Source organism: Streptomyces sp. NBC_00102 (assembly GCF_026343115.1).
Lineage (GTDB): Bacteria > Actinomycetota > Actinomycetes > Streptomycetales > Streptomycetaceae > Streptomyces.
In genome coordinates, this window is the sequence record NZ_JAPEMC010000001.1 from 5,636,377 (window position 1) to 5,662,127 (window position 25,751).

18 protein-coding genes and 1 riboswitch are annotated in these 25,751 nt (G+C 71.3%); of the genes, 14 read left to right on the forward strand and 4 right to left on the reverse strand.

Annotated elements, in window-relative coordinates; all coding sequences use genetic code 11:
• The first annotated feature begins 93 nt into the window (after positions 1-93).
• The 3 genes from OHA55_RS25085 (at position 94) to OHA55_RS25095 (ending at position 3,809) form a co-directional block, all read left to right on the forward strand.
• Complete coding sequence (locus OHA55_RS25085) at positions 94-981, forward strand: FadR/GntR family transcriptional regulator (RefSeq protein WP_266709912.1); 888 nt, start codon at positions 94-96, stop codon at positions 979-981.
• Positions 982-1,301: 320 nt separating this feature from the next.
• Entirely contained in the window at positions 1,302-2,843 is a 1,542-nt protein-coding gene (locus OHA55_RS25090) for an RNA polymerase sigma factor (protein ID WP_266709913.1), read from the forward strand.
• 138 nt (positions 2,844-2,981) lie between these two features.
• A complete protein-coding gene (locus OHA55_RS25095; RefSeq protein ID WP_266709914.1) occupies positions 2,982-3,809 on the forward strand; it encodes a trypsin-like serine protease in 828 nt (275 codons plus the stop codon).
• A 201-nt stretch (positions 3,810-4,010) separates the two neighbouring features.
• On the opposite strand, the gene OHA55_RS25100 is transcribed toward OHA55_RS25095, so the two are convergent.
• The gene (locus OHA55_RS25100; RefSeq protein WP_266709915.1) at positions 4,011-4,244 is read right to left on the reverse strand and encodes a hypothetical protein; all 234 of its coding nucleotides are present in this window, start codon (positions 4,242-4,244) and stop codon (positions 4,011-4,013) included.
• Positions 4,245-4,686: 442 nt separating this feature from the next.
• On the opposite strand from OHA55_RS25100, the gene OHA55_RS25105 reads away from it, so the two are divergent.
• The 4 genes from OHA55_RS25105 to OHA55_RS25120 all read left to right on the forward strand — a co-directional run bounded on the left by OHA55_RS25105 (position 4,687) and on the right by OHA55_RS25120 (position 10,238).
• Positions 4,687-6,819 (forward strand): type IIA DNA topoisomerase subunit B, encoded by a 2,133-nt coding sequence (locus OHA55_RS25105; RefSeq protein WP_266709916.1) that lies wholly within the window; start codon positions 4,687-4,689, stop codon positions 6,817-6,819.
• 237 nt (positions 6,820-7,056) lie between these two features.
• On the forward strand, positions 7,057-7,533 hold the full coding sequence (locus OHA55_RS25110; RefSeq protein ID WP_266709917.1) for a DUF485 domain-containing protein: 477 nt from the start codon (positions 7,057-7,059) through the stop codon (positions 7,531-7,533).
• Positions 7,530-9,122, forward strand: a complete 1,593-nt coding sequence (locus OHA55_RS25115) for a cation acetate symporter (protein ID WP_266709918.1) — start codon at positions 7,530-7,532, stop codon at positions 9,120-9,122. The genes OHA55_RS25110 and OHA55_RS25115 overlap by 4 nt, the downstream gene beginning before the upstream one ends.
• A gap of 96 nt (positions 9,123-9,218) precedes the next feature.
• Complete coding sequence (locus OHA55_RS25120) at positions 9,219-10,238, forward strand: LacI family DNA-binding transcriptional regulator (protein ID WP_266709919.1); 1,020 nt, start codon at positions 9,219-9,221, stop codon at positions 10,236-10,238.
• Between the two features lie 7 nt (positions 10,239-10,245).
• On the opposite strand, the gene OHA55_RS25125 is transcribed toward OHA55_RS25120, so the two are convergent.
• Positions 10,246-11,637, reverse strand: coding sequence for a citrate synthase (locus OHA55_RS25125; RefSeq protein WP_266709920.1), 1,392 nt, complete (start codon positions 11,635-11,637; stop codon positions 10,246-10,248).
• A gap of 128 nt (positions 11,638-11,765) precedes the next feature.
• Here OHA55_RS25125 and OHA55_RS25130 point away from each other — a divergent pair, with 128 nt between their 5' ends.
• Positions 11,766-12,929 (forward strand): citrate synthase/methylcitrate synthase, encoded by a 1,164-nt coding sequence (locus OHA55_RS25130; protein WP_266709921.1) that lies wholly within the window; start codon positions 11,766-11,768, stop codon positions 12,927-12,929.
• A 44-nt stretch (positions 12,930-12,973) separates the two neighbouring features.
• Complete coding sequence (locus OHA55_RS25135; RefSeq protein ID WP_266709922.1) at positions 12,974-14,152, forward strand: GTP-binding protein; 1,179 nt, start codon at positions 12,974-12,976, stop codon at positions 14,150-14,152.
• 106 nt (positions 14,153-14,258) lie between these two features.
• Here OHA55_RS25135 and OHA55_RS25140 read toward each other — a convergent pair whose 3' ends face one another.
• A complete protein-coding gene (locus OHA55_RS25140; protein WP_266709923.1) occupies positions 14,259-16,709 on the reverse strand; it encodes a DNA topoisomerase (ATP-hydrolyzing) subunit A in 2,451 nt (816 codons plus the stop codon).
• Positions 16,710-17,091: 382 nt separating this feature from the next.
• On the opposite strand from OHA55_RS25140, the gene OHA55_RS25145 reads away from it, so the two are divergent.
• From OHA55_RS25145 to OHA55_RS25160, 4 genes are all read left to right on the forward strand, one after another.
• Positions 17,092-18,456, forward strand: a complete 1,365-nt coding sequence (locus OHA55_RS25145; RefSeq protein WP_266709924.1) for a pitrilysin family protein — start codon at positions 17,092-17,094, stop codon at positions 18,454-18,456.
• Between the two features lie 26 nt (positions 18,457-18,482).
• Positions 18,483-19,865 (forward strand): pitrilysin family protein, encoded by a 1,383-nt coding sequence (locus OHA55_RS25150; RefSeq protein ID WP_266711129.1) that lies wholly within the window; start codon positions 18,483-18,485, stop codon positions 19,863-19,865.
• Between the two features lie 216 nt (positions 19,866-20,081).
• A riboswitch (cyclic di-AMP (ydaO/yuaA leader) is annotated at positions 20,082-20,250 on the forward strand.
• Between the two features lie 12 nt (positions 20,251-20,262).
• On the forward strand, positions 20,263-21,027 hold the full coding sequence (locus OHA55_RS25155) for a M23 family metallopeptidase (RefSeq protein WP_266709925.1): 765 nt from the start codon (positions 20,263-20,265) through the stop codon (positions 21,025-21,027).
• A gap of 274 nt (positions 21,028-21,301) precedes the next feature.
• A complete protein-coding gene (locus tag OHA55_RS25160) occupies positions 21,302-21,997 on the forward strand; it encodes a GntR family transcriptional regulator (RefSeq protein ID WP_266709926.1) in 696 nt (231 codons plus the stop codon).
• Between the two features lie 169 nt (positions 21,998-22,166).
• Here the strand turns inward: OHA55_RS25160 and OHA55_RS25165 are convergent, their stop codons facing one another.
• Positions 22,167-22,448, reverse strand: a complete 282-nt coding sequence (locus tag OHA55_RS25165; RefSeq protein ID WP_266709927.1) for an HPr family phosphocarrier protein — start codon at positions 22,446-22,448, stop codon at positions 22,167-22,169.
• A 364-nt stretch (positions 22,449-22,812) separates the two neighbouring features.
• Between OHA55_RS25165 and OHA55_RS25170 the strand changes: the two genes are divergently transcribed.
• Positions 22,813-25,725, forward strand: a complete 2,913-nt coding sequence (locus OHA55_RS25170) for a bifunctional GNAT family N-acetyltransferase/acetate--CoA ligase family protein (RefSeq protein WP_266709928.1) — start codon at positions 22,813-22,815, stop codon at positions 25,723-25,725.
• Positions 25,726-25,751: the final 26 nt, after the last annotated feature.

The following is a 25,751-nucleotide window of genomic DNA, read 5'->3' on the forward strand; positions in this document are numbered from 1 at the left end:
AAGCGTCAATTGTGGCGTCAGCGACGATCACCCTTTCGTGTGCTTTTCAGCAAAGACCTCAAGGGGTGCGCGAACCAGGCCGACAAATGATGCGTGAGTACCCTTGCGCACACCATGATGACCACCGCCCGCTCCGCCGATTCCGGCCTCGCCGGCCCGGGCGATCTCGACCGTTACCCCTACGCGGAGCCGGCCGGTGACCGCGCACCGCTGCGTTCCTGGGGTGGCTCCGAATCCGAGCTGGGGCGCACCGGTCGGCGGGGGTCGGCCAGCCGCGGCCGTGGCCTGCACGGCCAACTCGTCCAGCAGCTCGGTCAGATGATCGTCTCGGGCGACCTCGGCGCGGACCGCCCGCTCGTGCCCGAAGAGATCGGGCAGCGATTCGAAGTCTCCCGAACCGTGGTGCGCGAGTCCCTGCGCGTCCTCGAAGCCAAGGGCCTGGTCAGTGCCCGCCCCAATGTGGGGACCCGGGTGCGCCCGGTCAGTGACTGGAACCTGCTCGACCCCGACATCATCGAATGGCGCGCCTTCGGCCCTCAGCGCGACGACCAGCGCCGCGAGCTGGCGGAGCTGCGGCTGACGATCGAGCCGCTCGCCGCGCGGCTCGCTGCCGGTCATGGCCGGGAGGACGTGCAGCAGCGGCTCGGCGACATGGTCGAGATCATGGGGCACGCGCTGGCTCAGGGTGACGGAGTCACCTTCTCCCGTGCCGACGCCGAGTTCCACGCTCTGCTGATCCAGGCCGCGGGCAACCGCATGCTGGACCACCTCTCCGGCATCGTGTCCGCCGCTCTCCACGTCTCCGGCAGCCCGGTCACCGGGTGCGACAGGCCCAGCGAGGCTTCGGTGGGCCAGCACGCCAGGATCGCCGACGCCCTCGCAGCGGCCGACGAGGCCGGCGCGGAGTCGGCCATGCGCCAGCTCCTCGTCGTCGTCCACCCCGAGGTGGAGCGAGTGGTTCCGGCTCCGCGCGAGCACTGAGAGCGGTACGGCCGGGGTATACGCACCCTGTGCCGCCGGACCGTGCGGTCCGGCGGCACAATTGTGGGGGGATGTCCTCCCTGGCACTGTTCGTCGCAAAAGAGGTGTGACTCGGACCACGCGGATTGGGCGTAACACTCCTCGAAACAGTGCGATGACCTAAGAGGTGACCGCCGCGGAAGGAATACAGCAAGCATTCGGTGCGCTGTGCAGTTCCCAGGCCAAGCCCGCGCCGTCGGCGACACTCCAGTCGACGGACGTCGGTTCCAGCCCTCCAGGGCCGGGCCGGAAGCCGTTTCCATCGTTCCGAGAGGTTGTTCGTGTCGGCCAGCACATCCCGTACGCTCCCGCCGGAGATTGCCGAATCCGAGTCCGTCACGGCGCTCATCGAGCGGGGAAAGGCTGATGGGCAGATCGCCGGCGACGACGTGCGTCGGGCCTTCGAGGCTGACCAGATTCCGCCGACCCAGTGGAAGAACGTTCTGCGCAGCCTCAATCAGATCCTCGAGGAAGAGGGTGTGACGCTGATGGTCAGTGCCGCGGAGTCGCCGAAGCGCGCCCGCAAGAGCGTCGCAGCGAAGAGCCCGGTCAAGCGCACCGCCACCAAGACCGTCGCGGCGAAGACGACCGTGACGAGGACCGTCGCGGCGTCCGCCGCCCCGGCCGTCGACAGCACGGACGCGTCCGGTGAATCCGGCGCCGTTCCCGCGAAGAAGGCGGTGGCCAAGAAGGCTGCCGTGAAGAAGACCGCCGTGAAGAAGACGGCGGCCAAGAAGACCGCCGCCAAGAAGTCCGGCAAGCAGGACGACGACCTCCTCGACGGTGACGAGGCGGTCGAGGACGTCAAGGTCGGCAAGGGCGAGGACGAGGAGAGCGAGGGCGAGAGCAAGGGCTTCGTCCTCTCCGACGAGGACGAGGACGACGCGCCCGCGCAGCAGGTCGCCGTCGCCGGTGCCACCGCCGACCCGGTCAAGGACTACCTGAAGCAGATCGGCAAGGTCCCCCTCCTCAACGCCGAGCAGGAGGTGGAGCTCGCCAAGCGGATCGAGGCTGGTCTGTTCGCCGAGGACAAGCTGGCGAACGCCGACAAGCTCGCGCCGAAGCTCAAGCGCGAGCTGGAGATCATCGCCGAGGACGGCCGGCGGGCCAAGAACCACCTGCTGGAGGCCAACCTCCGTCTCGTGGTCTCGCTCGCCAAGCGTTACACCGGCCGCGGCATGCTCTTCCTGGACCTGATCCAGGAGGGCAACCTCGGTCTGATCCGCGCGGTCGAGAAGTTCGACTACACCAAGGGTTACAAGTTCTCCACGTACGCCACCTGGTGGATCCGTCAGGCGATCACCCGCGCCATGGCCGACCAGGCCCGCACCATCCGTATCCCGGTGCACATGGTCGAGGTCATCAACAAGCTGGCGCGTGTCCAGCGGCAGATGCTCCAGGACCTGGGCCGCGAGCCCACCCCGGAGGAGCTGGCCAAGGAACTCGACATGACCCCTGAGAAGGTCATCGAGGTCCAGAAGTACGGGCGCGAGCCGATCTCCCTCCACACCCCGCTGGGTGAGGACGGGGACAGCGAGTTCGGTGACCTCATCGAGGACTCCGAGGCGGTCGTCCCGGCCGACGCGGTGAGCTTCACCCTCCTCCAGGAGCAGCTGCACTCGGTGCTCGACACCCTCTCCGAGCGTGAGGCGGGCGTGGTCTCGATGCGCTTCGGTCTCACCGACGGCCAGCCGAAGACGCTGGACGAGATCGGCAAGGTCTACGGGGTGACGCGTGAGCGCATCCGGCAGATCGAGTCGAAGACCATGTCGAAGCTCCGCCACCCGTCGCGGTCGCAGGTCCTGCGCGACTACCTCGACTGAGTCGACCGGTCGCACAGAACGGGCCGGGGCCCGGAACCGAACGGTTCCGGGCCCCGGCCCGTTCCCTTTGGGGGTGCGGGCCGCTTCGGACTGGATGACTCTGAGTAGGTGATATCCACCTCGGAGTCAGGAGTGTCCATGTCCCACAGGTTCGCTCGTGCCTTGACCGGAGCGGTGGCGCTGACGGCGGCCACCGCTCTGGCGGCCGGGTCCCCGGCGTCCGCCGCGACCGACAGCATCATCATCGGAGGAGAGCCCGTCAGCGTGGCGGACAACCCGTGGGTGGTGGCTCTGTCCAGCCGCGCCCTGTTCGGGGAGTCGCGCGGCGGACAGTTCTGCGGGGCGGTGGTGATCGCTCCCGCCAAGGTGCTGACCGCCGCCCACTGCCTCGGTTCCGACGTGCTCGGCGGGGAGGTGGCGGACGTACCGGACCTGCGGGTCGTCGCGGGGCGGGACGACCTGCGCGGTACCGAGGGGCAGGAGATCCCGGTCGCGGAGGCATGGATCAATCCCTCGTACGACCCCGGCACCAACGTGGGCGACGCCGCCGTGCTCACACTGACCGAAGCGCTGCCGGAAGAAAGTTCGATCCCGGTCGCCCGGGACGGTGACGAGGCCTACCTCGCGGGCGGCCAGGCGCTCGTCTACGGGTGGGGGGACACGACCGGGTACGGAACGTACGCGTCGACGCTGCGTGCTGCCTCGGTGCAGGTGCTGTCGGACGAGGCGTGCGGCGTCGCCTACCCGGGCGGCTCGCGCGGGAAGTACGACGCCTCCTCGATGGTCTGCGCGGGCGACCCCGACGGTGGCTACGACGCGTGCCAGGGCGACAGCGGAGGGCCACTGGTGGTCGACGGGCGCCTCATCGGCCTTGTCTCCTGGGGCAACGGCTGTGCGCGCGCCGACAGCCCGGGGGTATACACCCGGGTCTCCGCCGCGGTCACCTGGGCGGCCGGCAGGATCTGAGGGACGGGGGCTCCCGAGCCGCGCCCTCCGGGCCGCCACGCCCCCAGCGGCGCCCTCAGCGGTCGCGGCCCCGGTGGCGGCCCAGGGGCCGCACGACGCGGTGACACCGGATACATGAGAACGGGCGGCTTCCCCCACACCGGGGAAGCCGCCCGTCGGACGGTCAGGGACCGGCCCATGGCTCGTCGTGGATGCGAGGTGTCAGTGTTGTGCCTCGTCGGCGGCACCGGCCTGCACGGCGGTGAGCCGATCCGTCTCATCCTGTATTTCCGCGGCGATCTTCTTGAGTTCCGGCTCGAACTTGCGCCCGTGGTGGGCACAGAAGAGCAGTTCACCGCCGCTGATGAGGACGACGCGCAGGTAGGCCTGGGCGCCGCAACGGTCACAGCGGTCTGCTGCGGTCAGCGGGCTCGCGGGGGTCAGAACAGTAGTCACGTCGCCTCTTCTCTAGCTCGACGAGCTGTCGTACCAGGGTCAACATCCAACCAGGCCGAAAACGTTCCCGCTCGTGGCATTTCTTCGAAAACTTCTTTTCAGGTGGCTGGGCTGCCGACGGTTGGGGCGAATGTGCCGTCGCGGAGCGCTACGGTTTCGCGTTGCTGGTGTCGGGTCGGTCCTCCGGCTGGCTTGCCGGTTGTTCATGAGGACGTGCCCGGAGCCTAAATGGTTCATGCCTCAAAAGGAACGTGATGTGCGCGTCACTCCGAGGGATGATCGAACATCCATGCGATCCGCTGGGGGGCTCGACTAGCATGATGATTCCCCGAGGGTGGCGTGACAACCGCTCTACCAGGCCTCGGTAGGCTTTCAGCGGCCACCACGGCCGCGCCCGATACCCAAACGGGCCACCATCTAAATTCAGCGAGGAGCGAACCGCGTGACCGCCGATACGTCCGTGCCGTCCACTGCGCTGCTGACCGGAGCCGGCGGCGTCGTCGACAGGGACAGCTCCAACTACACCGCGCGGCACCTTCTCGTCCTCGAAGGGCTGGAGGCCGTCCGCAAGCGCCCCGGCATGTACATCGGGTCGACCGACAGCCGCGGCCTCATGCACTGCCTCTGGGAGATCATCGACAACTCTGTCGACGAGGCCCTCGGTGGGTACTGCGACCACATCGAAGTGATCCTGCACGACGACTCCTCTGTCGAGGTCCGCGACAACGGCCGTGGCATTCCCGTCGACGTCGAGCCCAAGACCGGGCTCTCCGGCGTCGAGGTCGTCATGACCAAACTTCACGCCGGCGGCAAGTTCGGTGGTGGCTCGTACGCGGCCTCCGGCGGCCTCCACGGCGTCGGCGCCTCGGTCGTCAACGCGCTCTCCGCGCGGCTCGACGTGGAGGTCGACCGGAACAGCTCCACCCACTCCATCAGCTTCCGCCGCGGGGTACCGGGCGTCTTCGTCGAGCAGGGGCCGGACAGCCCCTTCGATCCGGCCAACGGGCTCCGTAAGACCAAGCGGGTGCCGAAGGCGCGCACCGGTACGAGGGTGAGGTACTGGGCCGACCGGCAGATCTTCCTCAAGGACGCCAAGCTCGGCCTGGAGACGCTCTACCAGCGCGCCCGCCAGACCGCCTTCCTGGTGCCCGGCCTCACCATCGTCGTCCGCGACGAGCGCGGCCTGGACGGCGAGGGCAAGACGGAGGAGACGTTCCGCTTCGACGGGGGCATCAGCGAGTTCTGCGAGTACCTCGCCCCGGACAAGGCCGTCTGCGACGTGCAGCGGCTGACCGGGCAGGGCACGTTCAAGGAGACCGTCCCGGTCCTCGACGAGCGTGGGCACATGACCCCGACGGAGGTCACCCGGGAGCTGGGCGTCGACATCGCGCTGCGCTGGGGCACCGGGTACGACACCGTGGTCAAGTCCTTCGTGAACATCATCGCCACCCCCAAGGGCGGCACCCACGTGGCCGGATTCGAGCGCTCGCTGACCCGTACGGTCAACGAGACGCTCCGCTCGGCCAAGCTGCTCCGCGTCGCCGAGGACGACGTCGTCAAGGACGACGCCCTGGAGGGCCTCACGGCGGTCGTCACCGTCCGGCTCGCCGAACCCCAGTTCGAAGGTCAGACCAAGGAGGTGCTCGGCACCTCGGCCGCCAACCGGATCGTCGCCAACGTGGTGGCCAAGGAACTCAAGGCCTTCCTGACCTCGACCAAGCGCGACGCCAAGGCGCAGGCCCGGGCGGTGCTCGACAAGGCCGTGGCCGCCGCGCGCACCCGTATCGCCGCCCGGCAGCACAAGGACGCCCAGCGCCGCAAGACGGCCCTCGAGTCCTCGTCCCTGCCCGCGAAGCTGGCCGACTGCCGCAGCGACGACGTGGAGCGCAGCGAGCTCTTCATCGTCGAGGGGGACTCCGCGCTCGGGACGGCCAAGCTCGCGCGCAACAGCGAGTTCCAGGCGTTGCTGCCCATCCGCGGCAAGATCCTCAATGTGCAGAAGGCGTCCGTTTCGGACATGTTGAAGAACGCCGAATGCGGCGCGATCATCCAGGTCATAGGGGCGGGGTCCGGACGGACCTTCGACATCGACGCCGCCCGCTACGGCAAGATCGTCCTGCTGGTGGACGCCGATGTCGACGGCGCGCACATCCGCGTCCTGCTGCTCACGCTCTTCCAGCGGTACATGCGGCCGATGGTGGATGCGGGCCGCGTCTTCGCCGCGGTGCCTCCGCTGCACCGGATCGAGCTGGTCCAGCCGAAGAAGGGCCAGGAGAAGTACATCTACACGTACTCGGACGGCGAACTGCGTCAGACGCTGGTGGACCTGCGGCGCAAGAACATCCGCTTCAAGGACTCCATCCAGCGGTACAAGGGCCTGGGCGAGATGGACGCCGATCAGCTGGCCGAGACCACGATGGACCCCCGGTTCCGGACCCTGCGCCGGATCAACATCGGCGACCTGGACTCGGCGGAGAGGGTCTTCGACCTGCTGATGGGCAATGAGGTCGCACCCCGCAAGGAGTTCATCACGAGTTCGGCGGCCACTCTGGACCGTTCGCGCATCGACGCCTGAGCCGTTCGGGACCTCTCCGTCCGGCGGGGGCCCATGCCTTCCGCGGAACGCCTCCCCGCCCGCCCGGGCGGGGAGGCGTTCCGCCGTTTGTCACGCATATGTACGGGGCTCGCGCGGCAACCTGGGACGGATATCACCTGAACAGGTGAAAGCGGTGCATGCTGCAACCGAGGTCCACCCTGTCCGGACACTCTTGGCTGAGCGGCCGAAAAGGTCCGCGGACAAGGGAGTTGTTCGGTGGAGAAGGAAGCAGGGCGGGAAGCCGCGGTGACGCGGCTCGACGACCCGTGGTACGACGCACTGGCCCCCGGTTGGGGCGAGCGGGACGGCACGGGGACGGTGGCGGCCGACGCGCCGCCCGTTCCCGGGGGTCCGCGGAGCGGCCACAGCGCTGCCGACATCTACCGGGAAGTCCAGCGGAGCGAAGCTTTTCGTGAAGTGCGCCGCAGGTACCGGAGGTTCGTCGTACCGGCGACCGTCGCGTTCCTCCTCTGGTACCTCGCCTACGTGGTCGCGGCCACCGGCGCACCCGGGCTGATGGCCCGTCCGGTGGCCGGAGCGGTGAACGTCGCCATGGTCGCCGGACTCGGCCAGTTCCTCACCACCTTCCTGCTGACCTGGGCGTACGCGCGCCACGCGCGGCTCCGCCGGGACCGTGCCGCGCTGGAACTGCGCTGGGAGACACAGGACTTGACGAGAGGTGCCGAGCGGTGAGCGGGGGCCACCAGACGCTCGCGCTGGTACTGTTCAGCGCCTTCGTCGCCGTCACCCTCGGCATCACCACCTGGGTCGGCCGCACCCGCCAGGGCTCAGCCGAGGAGTTCTACGCCGGGGGCCGGCTGTTCTCTCCCATGGAGAACGGTTTCGCCATCGCCGGGGACTACATGTCGGCCGCCTCGTTCCTCGGCATCTCCGGGATCATCGCCCTCTTCGGCTACGACGGGATGCTGTACTCGGTCGGGTTCTTCGTCGCCTGGCTGGTCGTGCTGTTCCTGGTGGCCGAACTCGTACGCAACTGCGGGCGGTTCACCCTGGCCGACGTGGTGGCCGCGCGCATGGCGGAACGCCCCGTACGCACCGCCGTCGGCACCTCGTCGGTGACCGTCTCCGTGCTGTACCTCGTGGCGCAGATGGTCGGGGCCGGCAGCCTGGTCGCCCTGCTCCTCGGTGGTACCGGCGGCGCCACCCGCTCCTGGACCGTGGTCGGAGTCGGCGCGCTCATGGTGGTCTACGTCTCCTTCGGCGGGATGCGGGCCACCACCTGGATCCAGATCGTCAAGGCGGTCCTGCTCATGGCGGGCACGATCGCCCTCACCGTGTCCGTCCTGGTCCGGTTCCACGGTGACGTCAACGCGCTGCTGACCACCGCGGCCGAACGCAGCGGCCACGGAAGGGACTTCCTGGCCCCGGGCCTCAGGTATGGCGGCAGCTGGACGGCGCGCTTCGACTTCATCAGCCTCGGAGTGGCGCTGGTGCTCGGTACGGCCGGGCTGCCGCACATCCTGTCCCGCTTCTACACGGTGCCGACGGCCCGCGCGGCCCGTCGGTCCGTCGTCTGGTCGATCGGGCTGATCGGCAGCTTCTACCTGATGACCATCGTGCTCGGCTTCGGTGCGGCGGCACTCGTCGGGCCGGCCGCGGTCCGGTCCTCCAGCGAGGCCGGGAACACGGCGGTGCCGCTGCTGGCGCTGGCGCTGGGCGGCGGGGAGGGGTCCACCGGCGGAACGATTCTCTTCGCGGTGGTCGCCGCCATCGCCTTCGCCACGATTCTGGCCGTGGTCGCGGGGATCACCCTCGCCTCCTCGGCCTCGGTCGCCCACGACCTCTACGCCTCGCTCCGCCGCCCCGGCGGCACGCCGTTCGGCGAGGTCGCGGTGGCCCGGGTGGCCGCCGTCGGGATCGGGGCGGTCGCGATCGGTCTGGGACTGCTCGCCCAGGACCTGAACGTCGCCTCCCTCGTCGGACTCGCCTTCGCGGTGGCCGCCTCGGCCAATCTCCCGGCGCTCCTCTACTCGCTCTTCTGGAAGAACTTCACCACCCGGGGTGCGGTCTGGGCCGTGTACGGGGGACTGGTCCCGGCTCTCGTCCTGGTCGTTCTCTCGCCGGTCGTCTCCGGTTCGCCGGCCTCCCTCTTCCCGGGGGTCGACTTCCAGCTCTTCCCGCTGGAGAATCCCGGTCTCGTCTCCATTCCCCTCGGATTCCTCGCGGGGTGGATCGGCGCGGTGACGTCCGGCGAGTCCCCCGACGAGGACAAGCACGCCGAGACCGAGGTCAGGTCGCTGACCGGAGCCGGGGCGGTCTGACGGCGGGCCCGTGGCGGGGCGGCGGCGGGGGCCCGGGACGGCGGAGGTTTCGACGGCACGCAATCGGTTTGCGCGTCTTGCGCTAATCTTGCGCTCATGACGCGACGACTTGCTCAGGTGGCACAGAAGGTTGGGGTCAGTGAGGCCACGGTCAGCCGGGTCCTGAACGGTAAGCCAGGCGTCTCGGACGCCACCCGGCAGGCGGTGCTCTCCGCGCTCGACGTGCTCGGCTACGAGCGTCCCACCCAGCTGCGGGGCGAACGGGCCAGGCTGGTCGGGCTCGTCCTCCCCGAGCTGCAGAACCCCATCTTCCCCGCCTTCGCCGAAGTGGTCGGCGGCGCCCTCGCCCAGCAGGGACTCACGCCCGTGCTCTGTACGCAGACCAAGGGCGGGGTCTCCGAGGCCGACTACGTGGATCTGCTGCTCCAGCAGCAGGTGTCCGGGGTGGTCTTCGCCGGCGGCCTGTACCACCAGGCCGACGCCGCTCACGACCACTACAAGGTGCTCGCCGACCGCCGCATCCCCGTCGTCCTGATCAACGCGGCCATCGCCGCACTCGGCTTCCCGGGCGTCTCCTGCGACGACTCCGTCGCGGTCGAGCAGGCGTGGCGGCATCTCGCCTCGCTCGGCCACGAGCGGATCGGCCTGGTGCTCGGTCCGTCCGACCACGTCCCCTCCCAGCGCAAGCTCGACGCCGCCCGGCTGCTGGCACGCGAGTACGGGGCGACGATCCCGGACGAGCACGTCGCGCGGGCCATGTTCTCGCTGGAGGGCGGCCAGGCGGCGGCTTCCCGGCTGCTCGACCAGGGTGTCACCGGCATCATCTGCGGAAGCGACCCGCTCGCGCTCGGCGCGGTGCGCGCGGTCCGCCGCCGGGGTCTCTCCGTACCGCACGACGTGTCGGTGGTCGGTTACGACGACTCCGCCTTCATGAACTGCACAGAACCGCCCCTGACAACGGTTCGCCAGCCCATCGAGGCGATGGGCCGGGCCGCCGTCGAGCTGCTGTCCGTGCAGATCGGGGGCAAGACGGTGCCCTCCGACGAGCTGCTCTTCGAGCCGGAACTCGTGGTGCGCGGTTCGACCGCCCCGCCGCCGCGCGAGAATTCACGCTGATCTGTCGCTATCTTGCGTTGCCGGCGCCGCCCGCAGAGGTCGAAGGGGTGACCGGGGAAGGCAGCTCCTGCGGCGGGGGCGGTCCCGTGTACCGGCCGCGGGGCCGCAACCGCAGGGGCCGTTCCGCGTACTCCTCCAGGGCGTGGGCGATCCAGCCCGCCGTGCGGGCCACCGCGAACACGGTCTCACCCGCTTCCGCGGGCATGCCCATGGACACCGAGAGCACGGCCAGCGCCAGATCGACGTTGGCGTGCAGAGGTACCTGCCGGGCGGCGGTCGACACCACGTCACGCGCCGCGGCGAGTGCCGGCGCGGCCTCGGGTACGTCCTCCAGCAGGGTGAACAGGACCCGCGCCCGGGGGTCTTCGCCGCTGTAGAGCCGGTGGCCGAGCCCCGGGACGCGTGCTCCGGCGCGCAGGTGGTTGGCGACGACCGGTGCGGCGCCGCCCCGCTCCACGACCTCGCGCAGCATCCGGTGGGCGAGCCCGCTGGCCGCGCCGTGGAGCGGTCCCTCCAGCGCCCCGAGCCCCGCCGAGACGACGGCGTAAGGATGCGCGTGCGCGGAGGCCGCCACCCGGACGGCGAGGGTGGACGCCGCGAGGTCGTGGTCGATCAGCAGCGCGAGCGCGGTGTCCAGCGCGGCGAGTGACGCGGGGTCGGCGGGTCGCGCGGTGAGCGCGGGCCACAACCGGGCCGCGATGCCGGGGCCCGCACCGGCCGGGCCGTCGCCCGCGGGAGCCGCGGAGGACGGGGCCGTACCGCCGGGCGCACCGGTGGCCGGTGGCAGAGCGCCCACCAGGGTCGGGATCAGGCCGCGCGCCGCGTCCAGGACCGAGGCGGGGGAGAGGTCGAACCGCAAGGGGTCGGCCGCCGACGCCGCGATGACGGCGACCCGCAGGAGGTCGGTCGTCCCGCTGTGCGCGGGCAGCGCGGCCGCGGCCTGTCGCGCCGCGGTCAGGGCATGCGCGGGAGCCGAGAAGCGGACGCCCGGCCTGAGTTCACCGGTCCAGAGCCATTCGGCGACTTCCTCGTACCCGTGGTTCAGGGCGAGTTCGCCCGCGTCGACGCCCCGGTAGTAGTACCGGTCCTGGTCGATGAGGGTGATGCCGGTACGGAACGCCAGATCCGCCTCGCCCGTCGGCGGGGCTTCGCGCCGGCCCGTACGCCGGGCCAGGGCCCGTACCTCGTCGGCGTCGAACGTGCTGCCCCGCCCGCCGGGCGCGCGCACGCTGCTGAGCTGGCCGCGGCTGACATAGGCGTACACCGTCTCCGGCTTCACACCCAGCAGGGCGGCCGTCTCGCGTGTGCTGAGCCGTTCCGTGGACCCGGCGTTTCCCGCGGCGCCCGTGTCACCCGCGGCGGCTCCCGCGCCGAAGCCGTGGGCTCGCTGATCCGTCATGTGCTCACCGTATCCACTCCACCGATATGTTGATTCAATCAATATTGACGCCCCTCCAGTCAAGCATGGATAGTCGAATCAACAGTCAGGGAAGACCGTGGCCAGGAAAAAATGATGAGGAGCCGGCTATGCCGACCAAGACCCACAGCCCCGCCCCTGCCGGAGTCCCCCGCGGACTCGCGGGTGTCGTCGTCACCGACACCGCCCTGGGCGACGTCCGGGGGACCGAGGGCTTCTACCACTACCGCCAGTACTCGGCGATCGAGCTGGCCCGAACCCGCACCTTCGAGGACGTCTGGTACCTGATGTTCCACGGGGAGCTGCCCGACGCACCGGCCCGCGCCGCGTTCGCCGCGCGCACCGCCGAACTGCGCCACCTCCCGGACGAGGTCCGCGCGGCGCTTCCCGTCATCGCCCGGGCCGGAGCGGTCTCCGGCCCCCTGGCCGGGCTGCGTACCGCCCTCTCGCTGCTGGGCGCCTCGGCCGGGTACCGCCCGCTGTACGACATCGAGCCCGCCCGCCGCCGGGAGAACGCCCTCGCCGTCTGCGCCGCGGTGCCCACCCTGCTGACCGCACTGCACCGGCTCGGAGAGGGACTCGAACCCGTCGAACCGCGCGACGACCTGCCGCACGCCGCCAACTACCTCTACATGCTCACCGGTGAGGTACCCGACGCCGTCCGCGCACGGGCCGTCGAGCGCTATCTCATCTCCACCGTCGACCACGGGTTCAACGCGTCCACCTTCACCGCCAGGGTCGTCGCCTCCACCGGGGCCGACATGGCCGCCGGCCTGGTCGCGGCGATCGGCGCGCTCTCCGGCCCGCTGCACGGTGGCGCGCCCAGCCGCGCCCTGGACACCCTGGACGCGATCGGCACCCCGGACCGCATCGACGGCTGGATCCGCGAACAGGTCCTCTCCGGCGGGCGGATCATGGGCTTCGGCCACCCCGTCTACCGCACCGAGGACCCGCGTTCGCGCATGCTGCGGGGGATCGCCCAGGACTTCGGCGGACCGCTCGTCGACTTCGCCGTCGAGGTGGAGCGCCAGGTGGAGGCCATCCTCGCCGAACTCAAGCCGGGCCGTGAGCTGCACACCAACGTGGAGTTCTACGCCGGGGTCGTGATGGAGCTCTGCGGGCTGCCGCGGACCATGTTCACTCCCACGTTCTGCGCGGCGCGGGTGGTCGGCTGGAGTGCCAATATCCTGGAACAGGCGGCGGACTCGAAGATCATCCGACCGGCGGCCCGCTACGTCGGGACGCCTCCGCCGCAGCCGGTCCCGGCACCCTGACCGGGGGCCGCCGCTGCCTCCCAGCTCCGTGAGGATGGTCCGTCTTGCCTGCTCCGGTCACACCGGGTGATGCCCGTATCCCGCAGATCCCGGTCATCGTCCTCGCGGGGTTTCTCGGCTCGGGCAAGACCACGCTGCTGAACCACCTGCTCCACCACCGCGCCGGAAACCGGATCGGCGTGATCGTGAACGACTTCGGGGCCATCGAGATCGACGCCATGACCGTCTCCGGACAGGTCGGCTCGACGGTCTCGCTGGGCAACGGCTGCCTGTGCTGCGCGGTGGACGCGAGCGAGCTGGACTCCTATCTGGAGACCCTGACCCGGCCATCCGTACGCCTCGATCTGATCGTGATCGAGGCCAGCGGACTCGCCGAACCGCAGGAACTCGTCAGGATGCTGCTGGCGAGCGAGAACCCGCGGATCGTCTACGGAGGGCTGGTCGAGGTCGTCGACGCGGCCGAGTTCGACCGCACCCGGGAGCGGCACCCGGAGACCGACCGGCACCTCGCCGTCGCCGATCTGGTCGTCCTCAACAAGACCGACCGCATCGACACCGCGGAACACGACCGGCTGCGCTCCGCGGTCGCCGCGCTGACCGACCGCGCCGCCGTCGTCTCCACCGACCACGGGCGGATCGATCCGGCGCTGCTCTTCGACCCCGCGCTCCGTCCGGACAGCGAACGGACGGCTGCCCGCCAGCTCACCTTCGAGGACCTGACGGCAGGGGAAGAGGAGTACCACGGCGGAGCGGGGAATCCCGGCGGAGCCCACCCGCACGCCGCGTACCAGAGCGTCGAGCTCTCCACCGGAACTCCCCTGGACCCCCGGCGGTTCCTGCGGTTCCTCGACTCCCGTCCGGAGGGGCTGTACCGGATCAAGGGCTTCGTGGACTTCGGTGCGGCCGACCCCCGCAACACCTATCTGCTGCACGCGGTGGGCAGGTTCCTCCGGTTCGCCCCGCGCCCCTGGGCCCGCGACGAGCCGAGGCTCACCCAGCTCGTACTGATCGGCGCGGGGTTCGACGCGGAGGCGCTCCTGCGCGAACTGGAGGACTGCCGAACGCCGGGGCCGGGCAGTACGGGCCCCGGCGGCACGGGTGCCGCCGGCGTACCGGAGGCCGAGCCTCGCGACGCGGACGAACTGGAGCGTGCCATGTGGGGAGTGCTGCGTTACGTCGCCACCGACCGGCCCGCCGAAGAGGCCGGCCGCCCGACCGGCTGAAACGCTGGACCCGCCGGGCCGGACCCCGGAGCGCCGGGCGGCGTACGGAAGACGGGGGACGGGCCCGCCCCGTCGGGCCCGTCTTCCGTACGCCGCCCCGTCCTCGTTACACCGGCCCCGCGACCGAGGCGACCGGGTCGGTCAGCGGGATGCCCGAACCGTCGCGGCGCGGGTCGGGTTCCGGCAGCCGTGCGGGGGTGCCGGTCCGCTGCGCCGCCCGGGCGGGCAGCGGACCGGCCCAGGCGAAGACCAGGACGTCCTCACCCTTCAGGAACCGCTGGCACCGCACCCCACCGGTGGCCCGGCCCTTGCGCGGGTACTGGTCGAACGGTGTCAGCTTCGACGTGAGCACCGAGTCGTCCAGCGTGCCGTGCGAGCCGGCCACCGTGAACACCGCCGCGTCCGCGGCCGGTTCGACCGCCGAGAAGGACAGCACCTCGGCGCCGTCCGAGAGCTTGATCCCGGCCATGCCGCCGGCCGGACGTCCCTGCGGGCGCACCTGGGCCGCCGGGTACCGCAACAACTGCGCGTCGGTCGAGATGAAGACCAGGTCCTCCTCGCCCGTACGCAGCTCCACCGCTCCGACGATCCGGTCGCCCTCCCTCAGGGAGATGACCTCCAGCTCGTCCTTGTTGGCCGGGTAGTCCGGTACGACGCGCTTCACCACCCCCTGCAGGGTGCCGATCGCCAGGCCCTGCGACGTCTCGTCGAGCGTGGTCAGGCAGATCAGGTCCTCGCCCTCCTCCAGCGTGAGGAACTCCGTCGCCGGAGCCCCGCCCGAGAGATTGGGAGCCGCGTGGGTGTCCGGCAGCTGAGGCAGATCGATCACCGCCACGCGCAGCAGGCGTCCGGTGGAGGTCACCGCCCCCACCTCGCCGCGCGCCGTACCCGCCACGGCCGACACGATCACGTCGTGCTTCGCGCGCTTGCCGTCCTCGTCCTCGGCGACCGGATCGGCGTTGGCCGTCCGGGCGAGCAGACCGGTCGAGGAAAGCAGCACCCGGCACGGGTCGTCCGCCACCTGCAGCGGTACGGCGGAGACCTGCGAACCCGCCGACTCCAGCAGCACCGTGCGCCGGTCGGTACCGAACTTCTTCGCCACCGCGGCCAGTTCGGAGGAGACGAGCTTGCGTAGCTCGGTGTCGGACTCCAGGATCGCGGTCAGGGCCCCGATCTCGGAGTTGAGCCGGTCGCGCTCGCTCTCCAGCTCGATCCGGTCGAACCGGGTCAGCCGGCGCAGCGGGGTGTCCAGGATGTACTGCGTCTGGACCTCGCTCAGCGAGAAGCGCTCCATCAGGCGCTCCTTCGCGGCTGCGGAGTTGTCGCTGTCCCGGATGATCCGGATGACCTCGTCGATGCCGACGAGGGCGACGAGCAGCCCGTCCACCAGGTGCAGCCGGTCGCGGCGCTTGGTGCGGCGGAACTCGCTGCGCCGGCGGACGACCTCGAAGCGGTGGTCGAGGTAGACCTCCAGGAGCTCCTTGAGCCCCAGGGTGAGCGGCTGGCCGTCGACGAGTGCGACGTTGTTGATGCCGAAGGACTCCTCCATCGGCGTCAGCTTGTAGAGCTGCTCCAGCACGGCCTCCGGCACGAAGCCGTTCTTCACCTCGATGACCAGGCGCAGCCCGTGCGAGCGGTCGGTGAGGTCCTTGACGTCGGCGATGCCCTGGAGCTTCTTCGACGAGACCAGGTCCTTGATCTTGGAGATGACCTTTTCCGGACCGACCGTGAAGGGCAGTTCGGTGACGACGAGGCCCTTGCGACGCGGAGTGACGTTCTCCACGGCGACCGTCGCCCGGATCTTGAACGTGCCGCGCCCGGTGGCGTAGGCGTCCTTGATGCCGCCGAGGCCGACGATCCGACCACCGGTCGGCAGGTCGGGACCGGGGACGAACCGCATCAGCGCTTCGAGGTCGGCGTTCGGGTACCGGATGAGGTGGCGCGCGGCGGCGACGACCTCACCGAGGTTGTGCGGCGGCATGTTGGTCGCCATGCCGACCGCGATCCCCGACGCGCCGTTGACCAGCAGGTTCGGGTAGGCGGCCGGGAGGACGACGGGCTCCTGCTCCTGGCCGTCGTAGTTCGCCTGGAAATCGACGGTGTCCTCGTCGATCGACTCCGTCATGAGGGACGTGGCGTCGGCCATCCGGCACTCGGTGTACCGCATGGCGGCCGGCGGGTCGTCGTTGCCGAGGGAGCCGAAGTTGCCGTGTCCGTCCACCAGCGGGAGGCGCATGGAGAACGGCTGAGCCATGCGCACCAGGGCGTCGTAGATCGACGCGTCCCCGTGCGGGTGGAGCTTGCCCATGACTTCGCCGACCACACGGGCGCACTTGACGTACCCGCGGTCGGGGCGCAGTCCCATCTCGTTCATCTGGGACACGATGCGGCGGTGCACGGGCTTCATGCCGTCGCGCGCGTCGGGCAGGGCCCGGGAGTAGATCACCGAGTACGCGTACTCGAGGAAGGAGCCCTGCATTTCGTCGACGACGTCGATGTCGAGGATCTTCTCCTCGAAGTCGTCCGGCGGCGGGGTTTTCGTGCTGCGGCGGGCCATCGCGGCTGCGACTCCTTCACAGATTCTGTCGGGCAACCTGAGGTTCTGACGCGGACCATTGTGGACCGCCCAGCGGACAGCGCCGACCTCGACCCGTCCCTACGGCCCTGCCGGGACCCGCCGGGACACCCGTTTTCCGGGGCTTTCCGGCCGTGGGGACCACCGTGGCGGACCCTCCGACGTACCCCTCCGTACCGGAAGCGGAACCGGCGCTCGCGCCCACCCCCTGTGCACGGATCCCCGCACCGGACGTCAACATCGATCGTCAGGAACTACCAACGAGCACAACATCGAAGGAACGGGAACTTCGCCAGGTGCCCGTGCGCTTGCTTACAGTGGCAGGTCTGGCAGAAAGTCCAGTACCGCGATCGAAGGGACGTACATGCCCATGGGTCACACGGCCACCGCACAGGCCGGCTCCGGCGGCCTGACAGCGACCGAGCACCGTCTGGCCAATGGCCTGCGCGTGGTGCTCTCCGAGGACCACCTGACCCCGGTCGCCGCGGTCTGCCTCTGGTACGACGTCGGCTCCCGCCACGAGGTGGAGGGGCGCACCGGACTCGCGCACCTCTTCGAGCACCTGATGTTCCAGGGCTCGAAGCAGGTCAAGGGGAACGGCCACTTCGAACTCGTCCAGGGCGCGGGCGGGTCGCTCAACGGCACCACGAGTTTCGAGCGCACCAACTACTTCGAGACCATGCCGACCCATCAGCTGGAGCTCGCGCTCTGGCTCGAGGCCGACCGGATGGGCTCGCTGCTCGCCGCGCTCGACGAAGAGTCCATGGAGAACCAGCGCGACGTCGTCAAGAACGAGCGCCGCCAGCGGTACGACAACGTCCCGTACGGCACCGCGTTCGAGCGGCTCACCGCGCTCGCCTACCCGGAGGGCCACCCGTACCACCACACGCCGATCGGTTCCATGGCGGACCTGGACGCGGCGACGCTGGAGGACGCCCAGGAGTTCTTCCGTACCTACTACGCGCCCAACAACGCGGTGCTCTCGGTCGTCGGCGACATCGACCCCGAGGAGACCCTCGCCTGGATCGAGAAGTACTTCGGCTCCATCCCGTCCCACGACGGGAAGAAGCCCCCGCGCGACGGCACCCTCCCCGGCACCATCGGCGGGCAGCTGCGCGAAGTGGTCCACGAGGAGGTCCCGGCCCGCGCGCTGATGGCCGCCTACCGGCTGCCGCACGACGGCACCCGAGAGGCGGACGCCGCCGACCTGGCCCTGACCGTCCTGGGCGGCGGCGAGTCCTCCCGGCTGCACAACCGCCTGGTACGCCGCGACCGCACCGCGGTCGCCGCCGGGTTCGGGCTGCTGCGGCTGGCCGGAGCGCCCTCGCTGGGCTGGCTGGACGTCAAGACGTCCGGCGGTGTCGAGGTCGAGACCATCGAGGCCGCCGTCGACGAGGAGCTCGCGCGGTTCGCCACCGAGGGCCCGACCGCCGAGGAGATGGAGCGCGCGCAGGCCCAGTTGGAGCGCGAGTGGCTCGACCGTCTCGGCACGGTCTCCGGACGTGCCGACGAACTCTGCCGCTTCGCCGTGCTGTTCGGCGACCCGCAGCTGGCGCTGACGGCCGTCGGGCGCGTCCTCGACATCACCGCCGACGAGGTGCGGGAGGTCGCCGCGGCCGCGTTGCGCCCGGACAACCGTGCCGTGCTGGTCTACGAGCCGGTCGAACCGGCCGAGCCGGACGACGAGACCGGTGCGGACACCGACGCCGACGAGGAGGCCGGCAAGTGAGCGACGCCGCCGTGACTGGAGTAGCCATGGACTTCCACCCGCAGCCCACCCCGGGAACCGCCCGCCCCTGGGCCTTCCCGGCACCCGAACGCGGCATCCTGCCCAACGGGCTGACGGTGCTCCGCAGCCACCGCCCCGGCCAGCAGGTCGTCGCGGTCGAGATCCACCTCGAAGCGCCGCTCGACGCCGAACCCGAGGGACTGGACGGCGTCGCCACGATCATGGCGCGCGCGCTCTCCGAGGGGACCGACAAGCACAGCGCCGAGGAGTTCGCCGCCGAGCTGGAGCGCTGCGGCGCCACGCTCGACGCGCACGCCGACCACCCGGGCGTCCGGGTGTCGCTGGAGGTGCCCGCCTCCCGCTTGGCCAAGGCGCTCGGCCTGGTCGCCGAGGCGCTGCGGGCCCCCGCCTTCGCCGACAGCGAGATCGAGCGCCTGGTGGGCAACCGCCTGGACGAGATCCCGCACGAGCAGGCCAACCCCGCGCGCCGTGCCGCCAAGCAGCTCTCCAAGGAGCTGTTCCCGGCCACCGCCCGGATGTCGCGACCGCGTCTGGGCACCGAGGACACCGTGCGGCGGATCGACGCCGCCGCCGTCCGCGCCTTCTACGACGCCCATGTGCGTCCTGCCACCGCGGTCGCGGTCGTCGTCGGCGACCTCACCGGCATCGACCTGGACGCCCTGCTCGCCGACACCCTCGGCGACTGGTCGGGCGACGCCGGCAGCCCCCGCCCGGTGGCGCCGATCACCGCGGACGACACCGGCCGCGTGGTCATCGTCAACCGTCCGGGAGCCGTGCAGACGCAGCTGCTCATCGGCCGCATCGGCGCGGACCGGCACGACAGTGTCTGGCCCGCGCAGGTGCTCGGGACGTACTGCCTGGGCGGCACGCTCACCTCGCGGCTCGACCGGGTGCTGCGTGAGGAGAAGGGCTACACCTACGGCGTGCGCGCCTTCGCCCAGGTGCTCCGCTCCACCGCGGGCGGTCCGGACTCCGGCCCGGCCGGTGCGGCGATGCTGGCCATCAGCGGCTCGGTGGACACCGAGTCGACGGGGCCCGCGCTCGACGACCTCTGGAAGGTTCTGCGGACCCTCGCGGCGGACGGGCTGACCGACGCCGAGCGGGAGACCGCCGTGCAGAACCTCGTGGGCGTCGCCCCGCTCAAGTTCGAGACGGCGGCCTCGGTCGCGGCGACCCTCGCCGACCAGGTCGAGCAGCAGCTGCCCGACGACTACCAGGCCCACCTGTACGCCCGGCTCGCCGAGACGGGCACGGTGGAGGCGACCGCCGCGGTGGTCAACGCCTTCCCGGTGGACCGTCTGGTGACGGTCCTCGTGGGCGACGCGGCGCAGATCGCCGAGCCCGTCCGCGCGCTGGGCATCGGCGAGGTGACGGTGGTGAACGGCTGACCGGCCGTCAACCACACCACCGGGCACGTCCCGGAGCGGCGCGGCCCCGGCGGGAGGGATCCCGCCGGGGCCGCGCTGTTTGTCCACTTTGCCGGGAGGGTGCCTATCTGCCCTGTGGGATGCGCTACAAAACCCGGTGTCCGTTTGGTGATCGAAAGCGCCGCGGCCTAGCGTCGATCCGGCTGTCCGTCGACTGTGTACCGCACTCGCGGTGCCGGACAGTCATCGCCGAGTCCCCGTCAGGCGCGAGCCTGGGGAGCCGGGGACCCGTGAAGTCCCTGGGGTGAATCGGGCACCCGCGTCTCGTGAGAGCCGCGAACGCCCGTAGGAGACCTTCCTGCTCCGAACCCGTCAGCTAACCCGGTAGGCGAGAAGGAAGGAAAGGACCCGCTCCTCCATGGCGTTCACCCGTGCCACCGGGACGCATCGCGCCCCGGGCCGTCTGACGCGCGCCACCGCCCGGTTCGCCGGTGCCGCGGCCCTCACCGCGACCGGCGTCGTCGGCTCGATGGCCTCCCCGGCCCTCGCCGCCGAACCCGCCACCCCCTCGCCCGGTACGACCGGACTCATCGGGGCCGTCGTGCTCGGTGACTCCATCGCGGACCGGATAGCCGACCAGGCGGAGGCGCAGCACCGCGGGGCGGAGGTCAGGGCGCGGGCGGAGGCCAAGGCCAGGGCCGAGGCGGCCGTACGGGTCAGGGAGGCCCGTGAGGCGAAGGCGCGCGCGGCGCGCGCCGCCGAGCGCAAGCGGCTGAACTCCTTCCACCTGCCCATCGCGGGCTCGTACATCAGCACCGGCTACAAGTCGAGCGGTTCTCTCTGGTCCTCCGGCAGCCACTCCGGCGTCGACTTCCACGCCGCCACGGGCACCCCCGTCCTCGCCGTGGGCGCGGGCACGGTCGTCGAGGCCGGCTGGGGCGGCGCGTACGGCAACAACATCGTGCTGCGGATGGCGGACGGCACGTACACCCAGTACGGCCACCTCTCCTCGATCGGTGTCCAGGTCGGCCAGAGCGTCTCCTCCGGGGAGCGGATCGGCCTCTCCGGCGCCACCGGCAACGCGACCGGCCCGCACCTGCACTTCGAGGCGCGTACCGGACCGGATTACGGCTCCGACATGGACCCCGTGGCGTATCTGCGGGCCCACGGCCTCACCGTCTGACCCCCGCGGCGACGGCGGCCGGCCGGTGGGACTCACCGCCCGCCCGACCGCCGCCGATCTCTCACGGCCGCCCCGGTCCCCGATCACGCCGAAGCCCCGGCCCCGCGCCGGGGCTTCGGCATATCACCCGAAACCCCTCCGGTCCGCCGGCTCCGAAGGCAAAAGATATGTGCGAATTCCGGTACGCCATCGGAAATTCACGCAGATTGCAATAGAGTCACGGTGCAGGCTTCGATCGGCCGCGTTTCGCGGGGATTAAGGCGGAGGTTCGGACATGCGCATTCCCGCGCACTCGGTATGCACGGCAATCCGTGAGGACATCGTCTCGGGCGTCTACGAACGCGGCAGCCGCCTCACCGAGGAGCTTCTGGCGCGGCGCTACGGCGTCTCCCGGGTGCCGGTGCGCGAAGCCCTGCGGACCCTGGAGTCCGAGGGCTTCGTGGTCACCCGCAGACACGCCGGCGCCTGTGTCGCCGAGCCGACCGAGCAGGAGGCCGCCGACCTCCTGGAGGTGAAGCTCCTGCTGGAACCTCTGGGCGCGGCCCGGGCCGCGCAGCGGCGGACCGAGGCGCACCTCAAGGTCCTGCGCGGACTGGTCAAGCTGGGGCAGGAGCGGGCCCGCAGGGGCGAGGGCGAGGACCTGCGCTCCCTCGGCGGCTGGTTCCACGAGACGCTCGCCCAGGCCTCGGGCAGCCCGGGGCTCATCGCGCTGCTGACCCAGCTCCGGCACAAGATCGCCTGGATGTACGCCGTGGAGCAGCCGGTCCGCCCCGTCGAGTCGTGGGCCGAACACGGCGCCCTCGTGGACGCGGTGGCCCGTGGTGACGCGGAACGTGCGAGGGGTCTGGCCATGCAGCACGCGGAGCGTTCGCTCGCCGCGCACCGGCCGCGCCGCCCGGCCCGGCCGGTGAAGCAGTCCCGGGTGAGCACTTTGCAACATCCCGTAAACACCTCGGGTGCCCGTCATTAACAACCACGCCGTATACAAATGGGGGAGCGAATTTCCGGCGCCTTTTCCGTGCTGCCGGAATTCCTGTCCGTGCGGCTGCCCCGGAAATGGCTGAGCCGCCCCGTCCGTGTGGGACGAAGCGGCCCGGCCGGGCGGGGAATTCCTTCACGGAGTCCGGCGGAAGAAGGTGTCAGACCGTTTCCGGGAGCTCGTCGAGCCCCTCGGAGACGAGCTTCGCCAGGCGGTCCAGCGCGGCGTCCGCACCCTCCGCCTCGGAGGCGAGCACGATCTCCTCGCCGCCCTCGGCACCCAGTCCGAGAACCGCGAGCATCGACGCGGCGTTGACCGGGCTGCCGTCTGCCTTGGCGATCGTCACCGGGACCCCGGAGGCCGTGGCGGCGCGGACGAAGATGGAAGCGGGGCGGGCGTGCAGGCCTTCGGCCCATCCGACGTTGACGCGGCGCTCAACCATGGTTCTGCCCTTCGTGAATCTGCGATGTCCTGACCAGTAATCGATTTGTCTAGACCATTCTGTCACGGGGGTGCGGACCTGCGAACCCTCCCGCCGGTGGACATCGCCCGGTGGGCTTTCCCAGCCTGCCCCGGCACCGATTCCGCCGCGACCCGTGTCCCGCGCGCCGACAGCGCCGCGGCCCGGTCGCGCACCCGGCCTCAGGCCCGTTCGCGCGCCTGCTCGCAGGCCCGTTCGCAGGCATGCTCGCGCGCCCGGCCCCGTCGGCCGTGACGGGCGGGCCGGCGGGGGAGTCCGTACCCCGGGTGCCCGGGACGTCCGCCCGGACCCGCCCCGGGGCGCGGCGCGGTCGTACGCTCTTCCCATGCAGCCCACGCCGGAGCAGAGTCCGCATCACGCGTACCCCGACCACTGGGAGGCAGACGTCGTGCTGCGGGACGGCGGCACCGCCCGCATCGGCCCCATCACCCCGGACGACGCGGGACGACTGGTCAGCTTCTTCGAGCAGGTGTCCGACGAGTCGAAGTACTACCGCTTCTTCGCGCCCTACCCCCGGCTCTCCGACCGGGACGTCCATCGCTTCACCCACCACGACTACGTCGACCGGGTGGGGCTGGCCGCCACGGTGGGAGGGGAGTTCATCGCCACCGTCCGCTACGACCGGATCGACGATCGGGGCCGGCCCGCCTCCGCACCCGCCGACGAGGCCGAGGTCGCCTTCCTCGTCCAGGACTCCCACCAGGGCCGCGGGGTCGCCTCGGTGCTGCTCGAACACATCGCCGCGGTCGCCCGGGAGCGAGGCATCCGCCGCTTCGCCGCCGAAGTGCTGCCCGCCAACACCAAGATGATCAAGGTCTTCCGGGACGCCGGCTACACCCAGCAGCGGAGCTTCGAGGACGGTTCGGTCCACCTCACCCTCGACATCGAACCGACCGCCGAGTCGCTCGCCGTCCAGCGCGCCCGCGAACAGCGCGCCGAGGCGCGTTCCGTCCAGCGGCTCCTGGCCCCCGCCGCGGTGGCCGTCGTCGGCACCGGCCGAGCCCCGGGCGGAGTCGGGCGCACCGTGCTCCGCAACCTCCTGCACTCCGGCTTCACCGGCCGCCTCTACGCCGTCAACCACGCCTTCGCCCCCGACCAGAACGCCGTCGACGGCGTGCCCGCCCACCGCTCGGTGGGCGCCATCGGCGAGCCGGTCGACCTCGCCGTCATCGCCGTACCCGCCGAACGGGTCCCCGAGGTCGTCGCGGACTGCGGCGAAAACGGCGTGCGGGGCCTGGTCGTCCTCTCCGCCGACTACGCCGAGCGGGGGACCGAGGGCCGCGAGCGCCAGCGCGCGCTGCTGCGCCAGGCGCGCTCCTACGGCATGCGGATCATCGGGCCGAACGCCTTCGGCGTCATCAACACCTCCGCCGCCGTCCGGATGAACGCCTCCCTCGCCCCCGAATCGCCCGCGCCGGGACGCATCGGCCTCTTCACCCAGTCCGGGGCCATCGGCATCGCCCTGCTCTCCGGCCTCCACCGGCGCGGTGCCGCGCTCTCCACCTTCATCTCGGCCGGGAACCGCGCCGACATCTCCGGCAACGACTTCCTCCAGTACTGGTTCGACGACCCCGAGACCGATGTCGCCCTGCTCTACCTGGAGTCGCTCGGCAACCCCCGCAAGTTCACCCGGCTCGCCCGCCGCACCGCCGCAGTCAAACCGGTCGTGGTGGTCAAGGGTGCCCGGCACAGCGGGACCACCCCGCCCGGTCACGCCGTCCCCGTCAGCCGTATCCCCGACGCCACCGTCTCCGCCCTGATGCGGCAGGCCGGGGTGATCAGGGTGGACACGGTGACCGAGATGATCGACGCGGCGCTCCTCCTCGCCGACCAGCCGCTGCCCGCCGGTCCCAGGGTGGCGATCCTCGGCAATTCGGAGTCGCTCGGGCTGCTCACGTACGACGCCTGCCTCACGGAAGGGCTCCGGCCCCGGCCGCCCCGCGACCTGACCACGGCGGCCGGACCGGCGGACTTCCGCGCGGCCCTCGCCGAGGCGCTCGCCGACCCGGCCTGCGACGCGGTGATCGTGACCGCGATCCCGCTGGTCGGGGTCGAGGGGGAGATGCAGAGCGGCGACGGGGAGGTGCTCGCGGCGGCGCTGCACGAGGCGGTGGCGGAGCGTAGCGACGGCCCCGCCAAGCCGGTGGCCGTCGTGCACCTGGAGATCGGCGGACTCGCCCATGCCCTGGCGGCCACGGCGGGTACACGCCCGGCGGCGCAGGCCGCTCCCCCTCCCGCGCAGGCCGCTCCCGCTCCCGCGCAGGCCGCTCCCGCTCCCGCGGTCGCACCGGCCGGGCGCGAACCCGCCGGGGAGCCCGCGGAAACCGGGGCCCCCACCCCGGCCCACACCCCGGCCCCCACCGGCCGCATCCCCGCCTATCCCGCCGCCGAACGGGCCGTCCGCGCGCTGAGCGAGTCGGTCAAGTACGCCCAGTGGCGCCGCCAGGCCGCAGCACCGGGCAGGGTGCCCGAGTTCCTGGACGACACCATCGACGAGCCCGGCACCGCCGCGCTCATCGACGCGCTGCTCGGCCCGGACCCCGATCCGCGAGGCCGGCCTCTCGGACACGACGAGGCCCGCGAACTGCTCCGCGGCTACGGCATCGAGGTACGCGCGACGCTCCCCGCCCCCGACCCGGACGCCGCCGTGGCCGCCGCCGCGCGACTCGGCTGGCCGGTGGCCCTCAAGACCACCGCACCCCATCTGCGCCACCGCGCGGACCTGGGCGGGGTCCGCCTCGACCTCGCTGGGGAGGACGCGCTGCGCCGGGCGTACGGCGAGCTCACCGAGCTTCTCGGCAAGCCCGCCGAACTCCAGCCCGTGGTGCAGTCCATGGCTCCCCGGGGCGTCGACACCGTGGTGCGGGCCACCATCGACGCCGCCGCGGGCGCCGTGCTCTCCTTCGGTCTCGCGGGCACTCCCTCCGAACTTCTCGGGGACATCGCCCACCGGCTGGTTCCGGCCACCGACCGGGACGCCGCCGAACTGATCCGCTCCATCCGCGCGGCACCCGTGCTCTTCGGCTGGCGCGGCTCCTCGCCCGTCGACACCCGGGCGCTCGAAGAGCTGCTGCTGCGGGTCTCCCGCCTGGTCGACGACCATCCCGAGGTGGTCTCGGTCACCCTGGAACCGGTCGTGGTGGCCACGCACGGGCTGACCGTCCTCGGTGCGAGCGTCCGCCTCGCCCCGCCCCCCGCGCGGACCGACCTCGGCCCCCGCCGGCTCCCGAACTACTGACCGGCCACCCCTCCCCGTAGCGTCTC

What these genes read in the sequence shown, in the direction of transcription:
- OHA55_RS25120 (WP_266709919.1), top strand. Translation starts at nt 9,219, where the DNA reads ATGACGCGACGACTTGCTCAGGTGGCACAGAAGGTTGGGGTCAGTGAG.
- OHA55_RS25140 (WP_266709923.1), bottom strand. Translation starts at nt 16,709, where the DNA reads ATGGCCCGCCGCAGCACGAAAACCCCGCCGCCGGACGACTTCGAGGAG.
- OHA55_RS25170 (WP_266709928.1), top strand. Translation starts at nt 22,813, where the DNA reads ATGCAGCCCACGCCGGAGCAGAGTCCGCATCACGCGTACCCCGACCAC.
- OHA55_RS25095 (WP_266709914.1), top strand. Translation starts at nt 2,982, where the DNA reads ATGTCCCACAGGTTCGCTCGTGCCTTGACCGGAGCGGTGGCGCTGACG.
- OHA55_RS25150 (WP_266711129.1), top strand. Translation starts at nt 18,483, where the DNA reads ATGGACTTCCACCCGCAGCCCACCCCGGGAACCGCCCGCCCCTGGGCC.
- OHA55_RS25165 (WP_266709927.1), bottom strand. Translation starts at nt 22,448, where the DNA reads ATGGTTGAGCGCCGCGTCAACGTCGGATGGGCCGAAGGCCTGCACGCC.
- OHA55_RS25125 (WP_266709920.1), bottom strand. Translation starts at nt 11,637, where the DNA reads ATGACGGATCAGCGAGCCCACGGCTTCGGCGCGGGAGCCGCCGCGGGT.
- OHA55_RS25160 (WP_266709926.1), top strand. Translation starts at nt 21,302, where the DNA reads ATGCGCATTCCCGCGCACTCGGTATGCACGGCAATCCGTGAGGACATC.
- OHA55_RS25155 (WP_266709925.1), top strand. Translation starts at nt 20,263, where the DNA reads ATGGCGTTCACCCGTGCCACCGGGACGCATCGCGCCCCGGGCCGTCTG.
- OHA55_RS25145 (WP_266709924.1), top strand. Translation starts at nt 17,092, where the DNA reads ATGCCCATGGGTCACACGGCCACCGCACAGGCCGGCTCCGGCGGCCTG.
- OHA55_RS25130 (WP_266709921.1), top strand. Translation starts at nt 11,766, where the DNA reads ATGCCGACCAAGACCCACAGCCCCGCCCCTGCCGGAGTCCCCCGCGGA.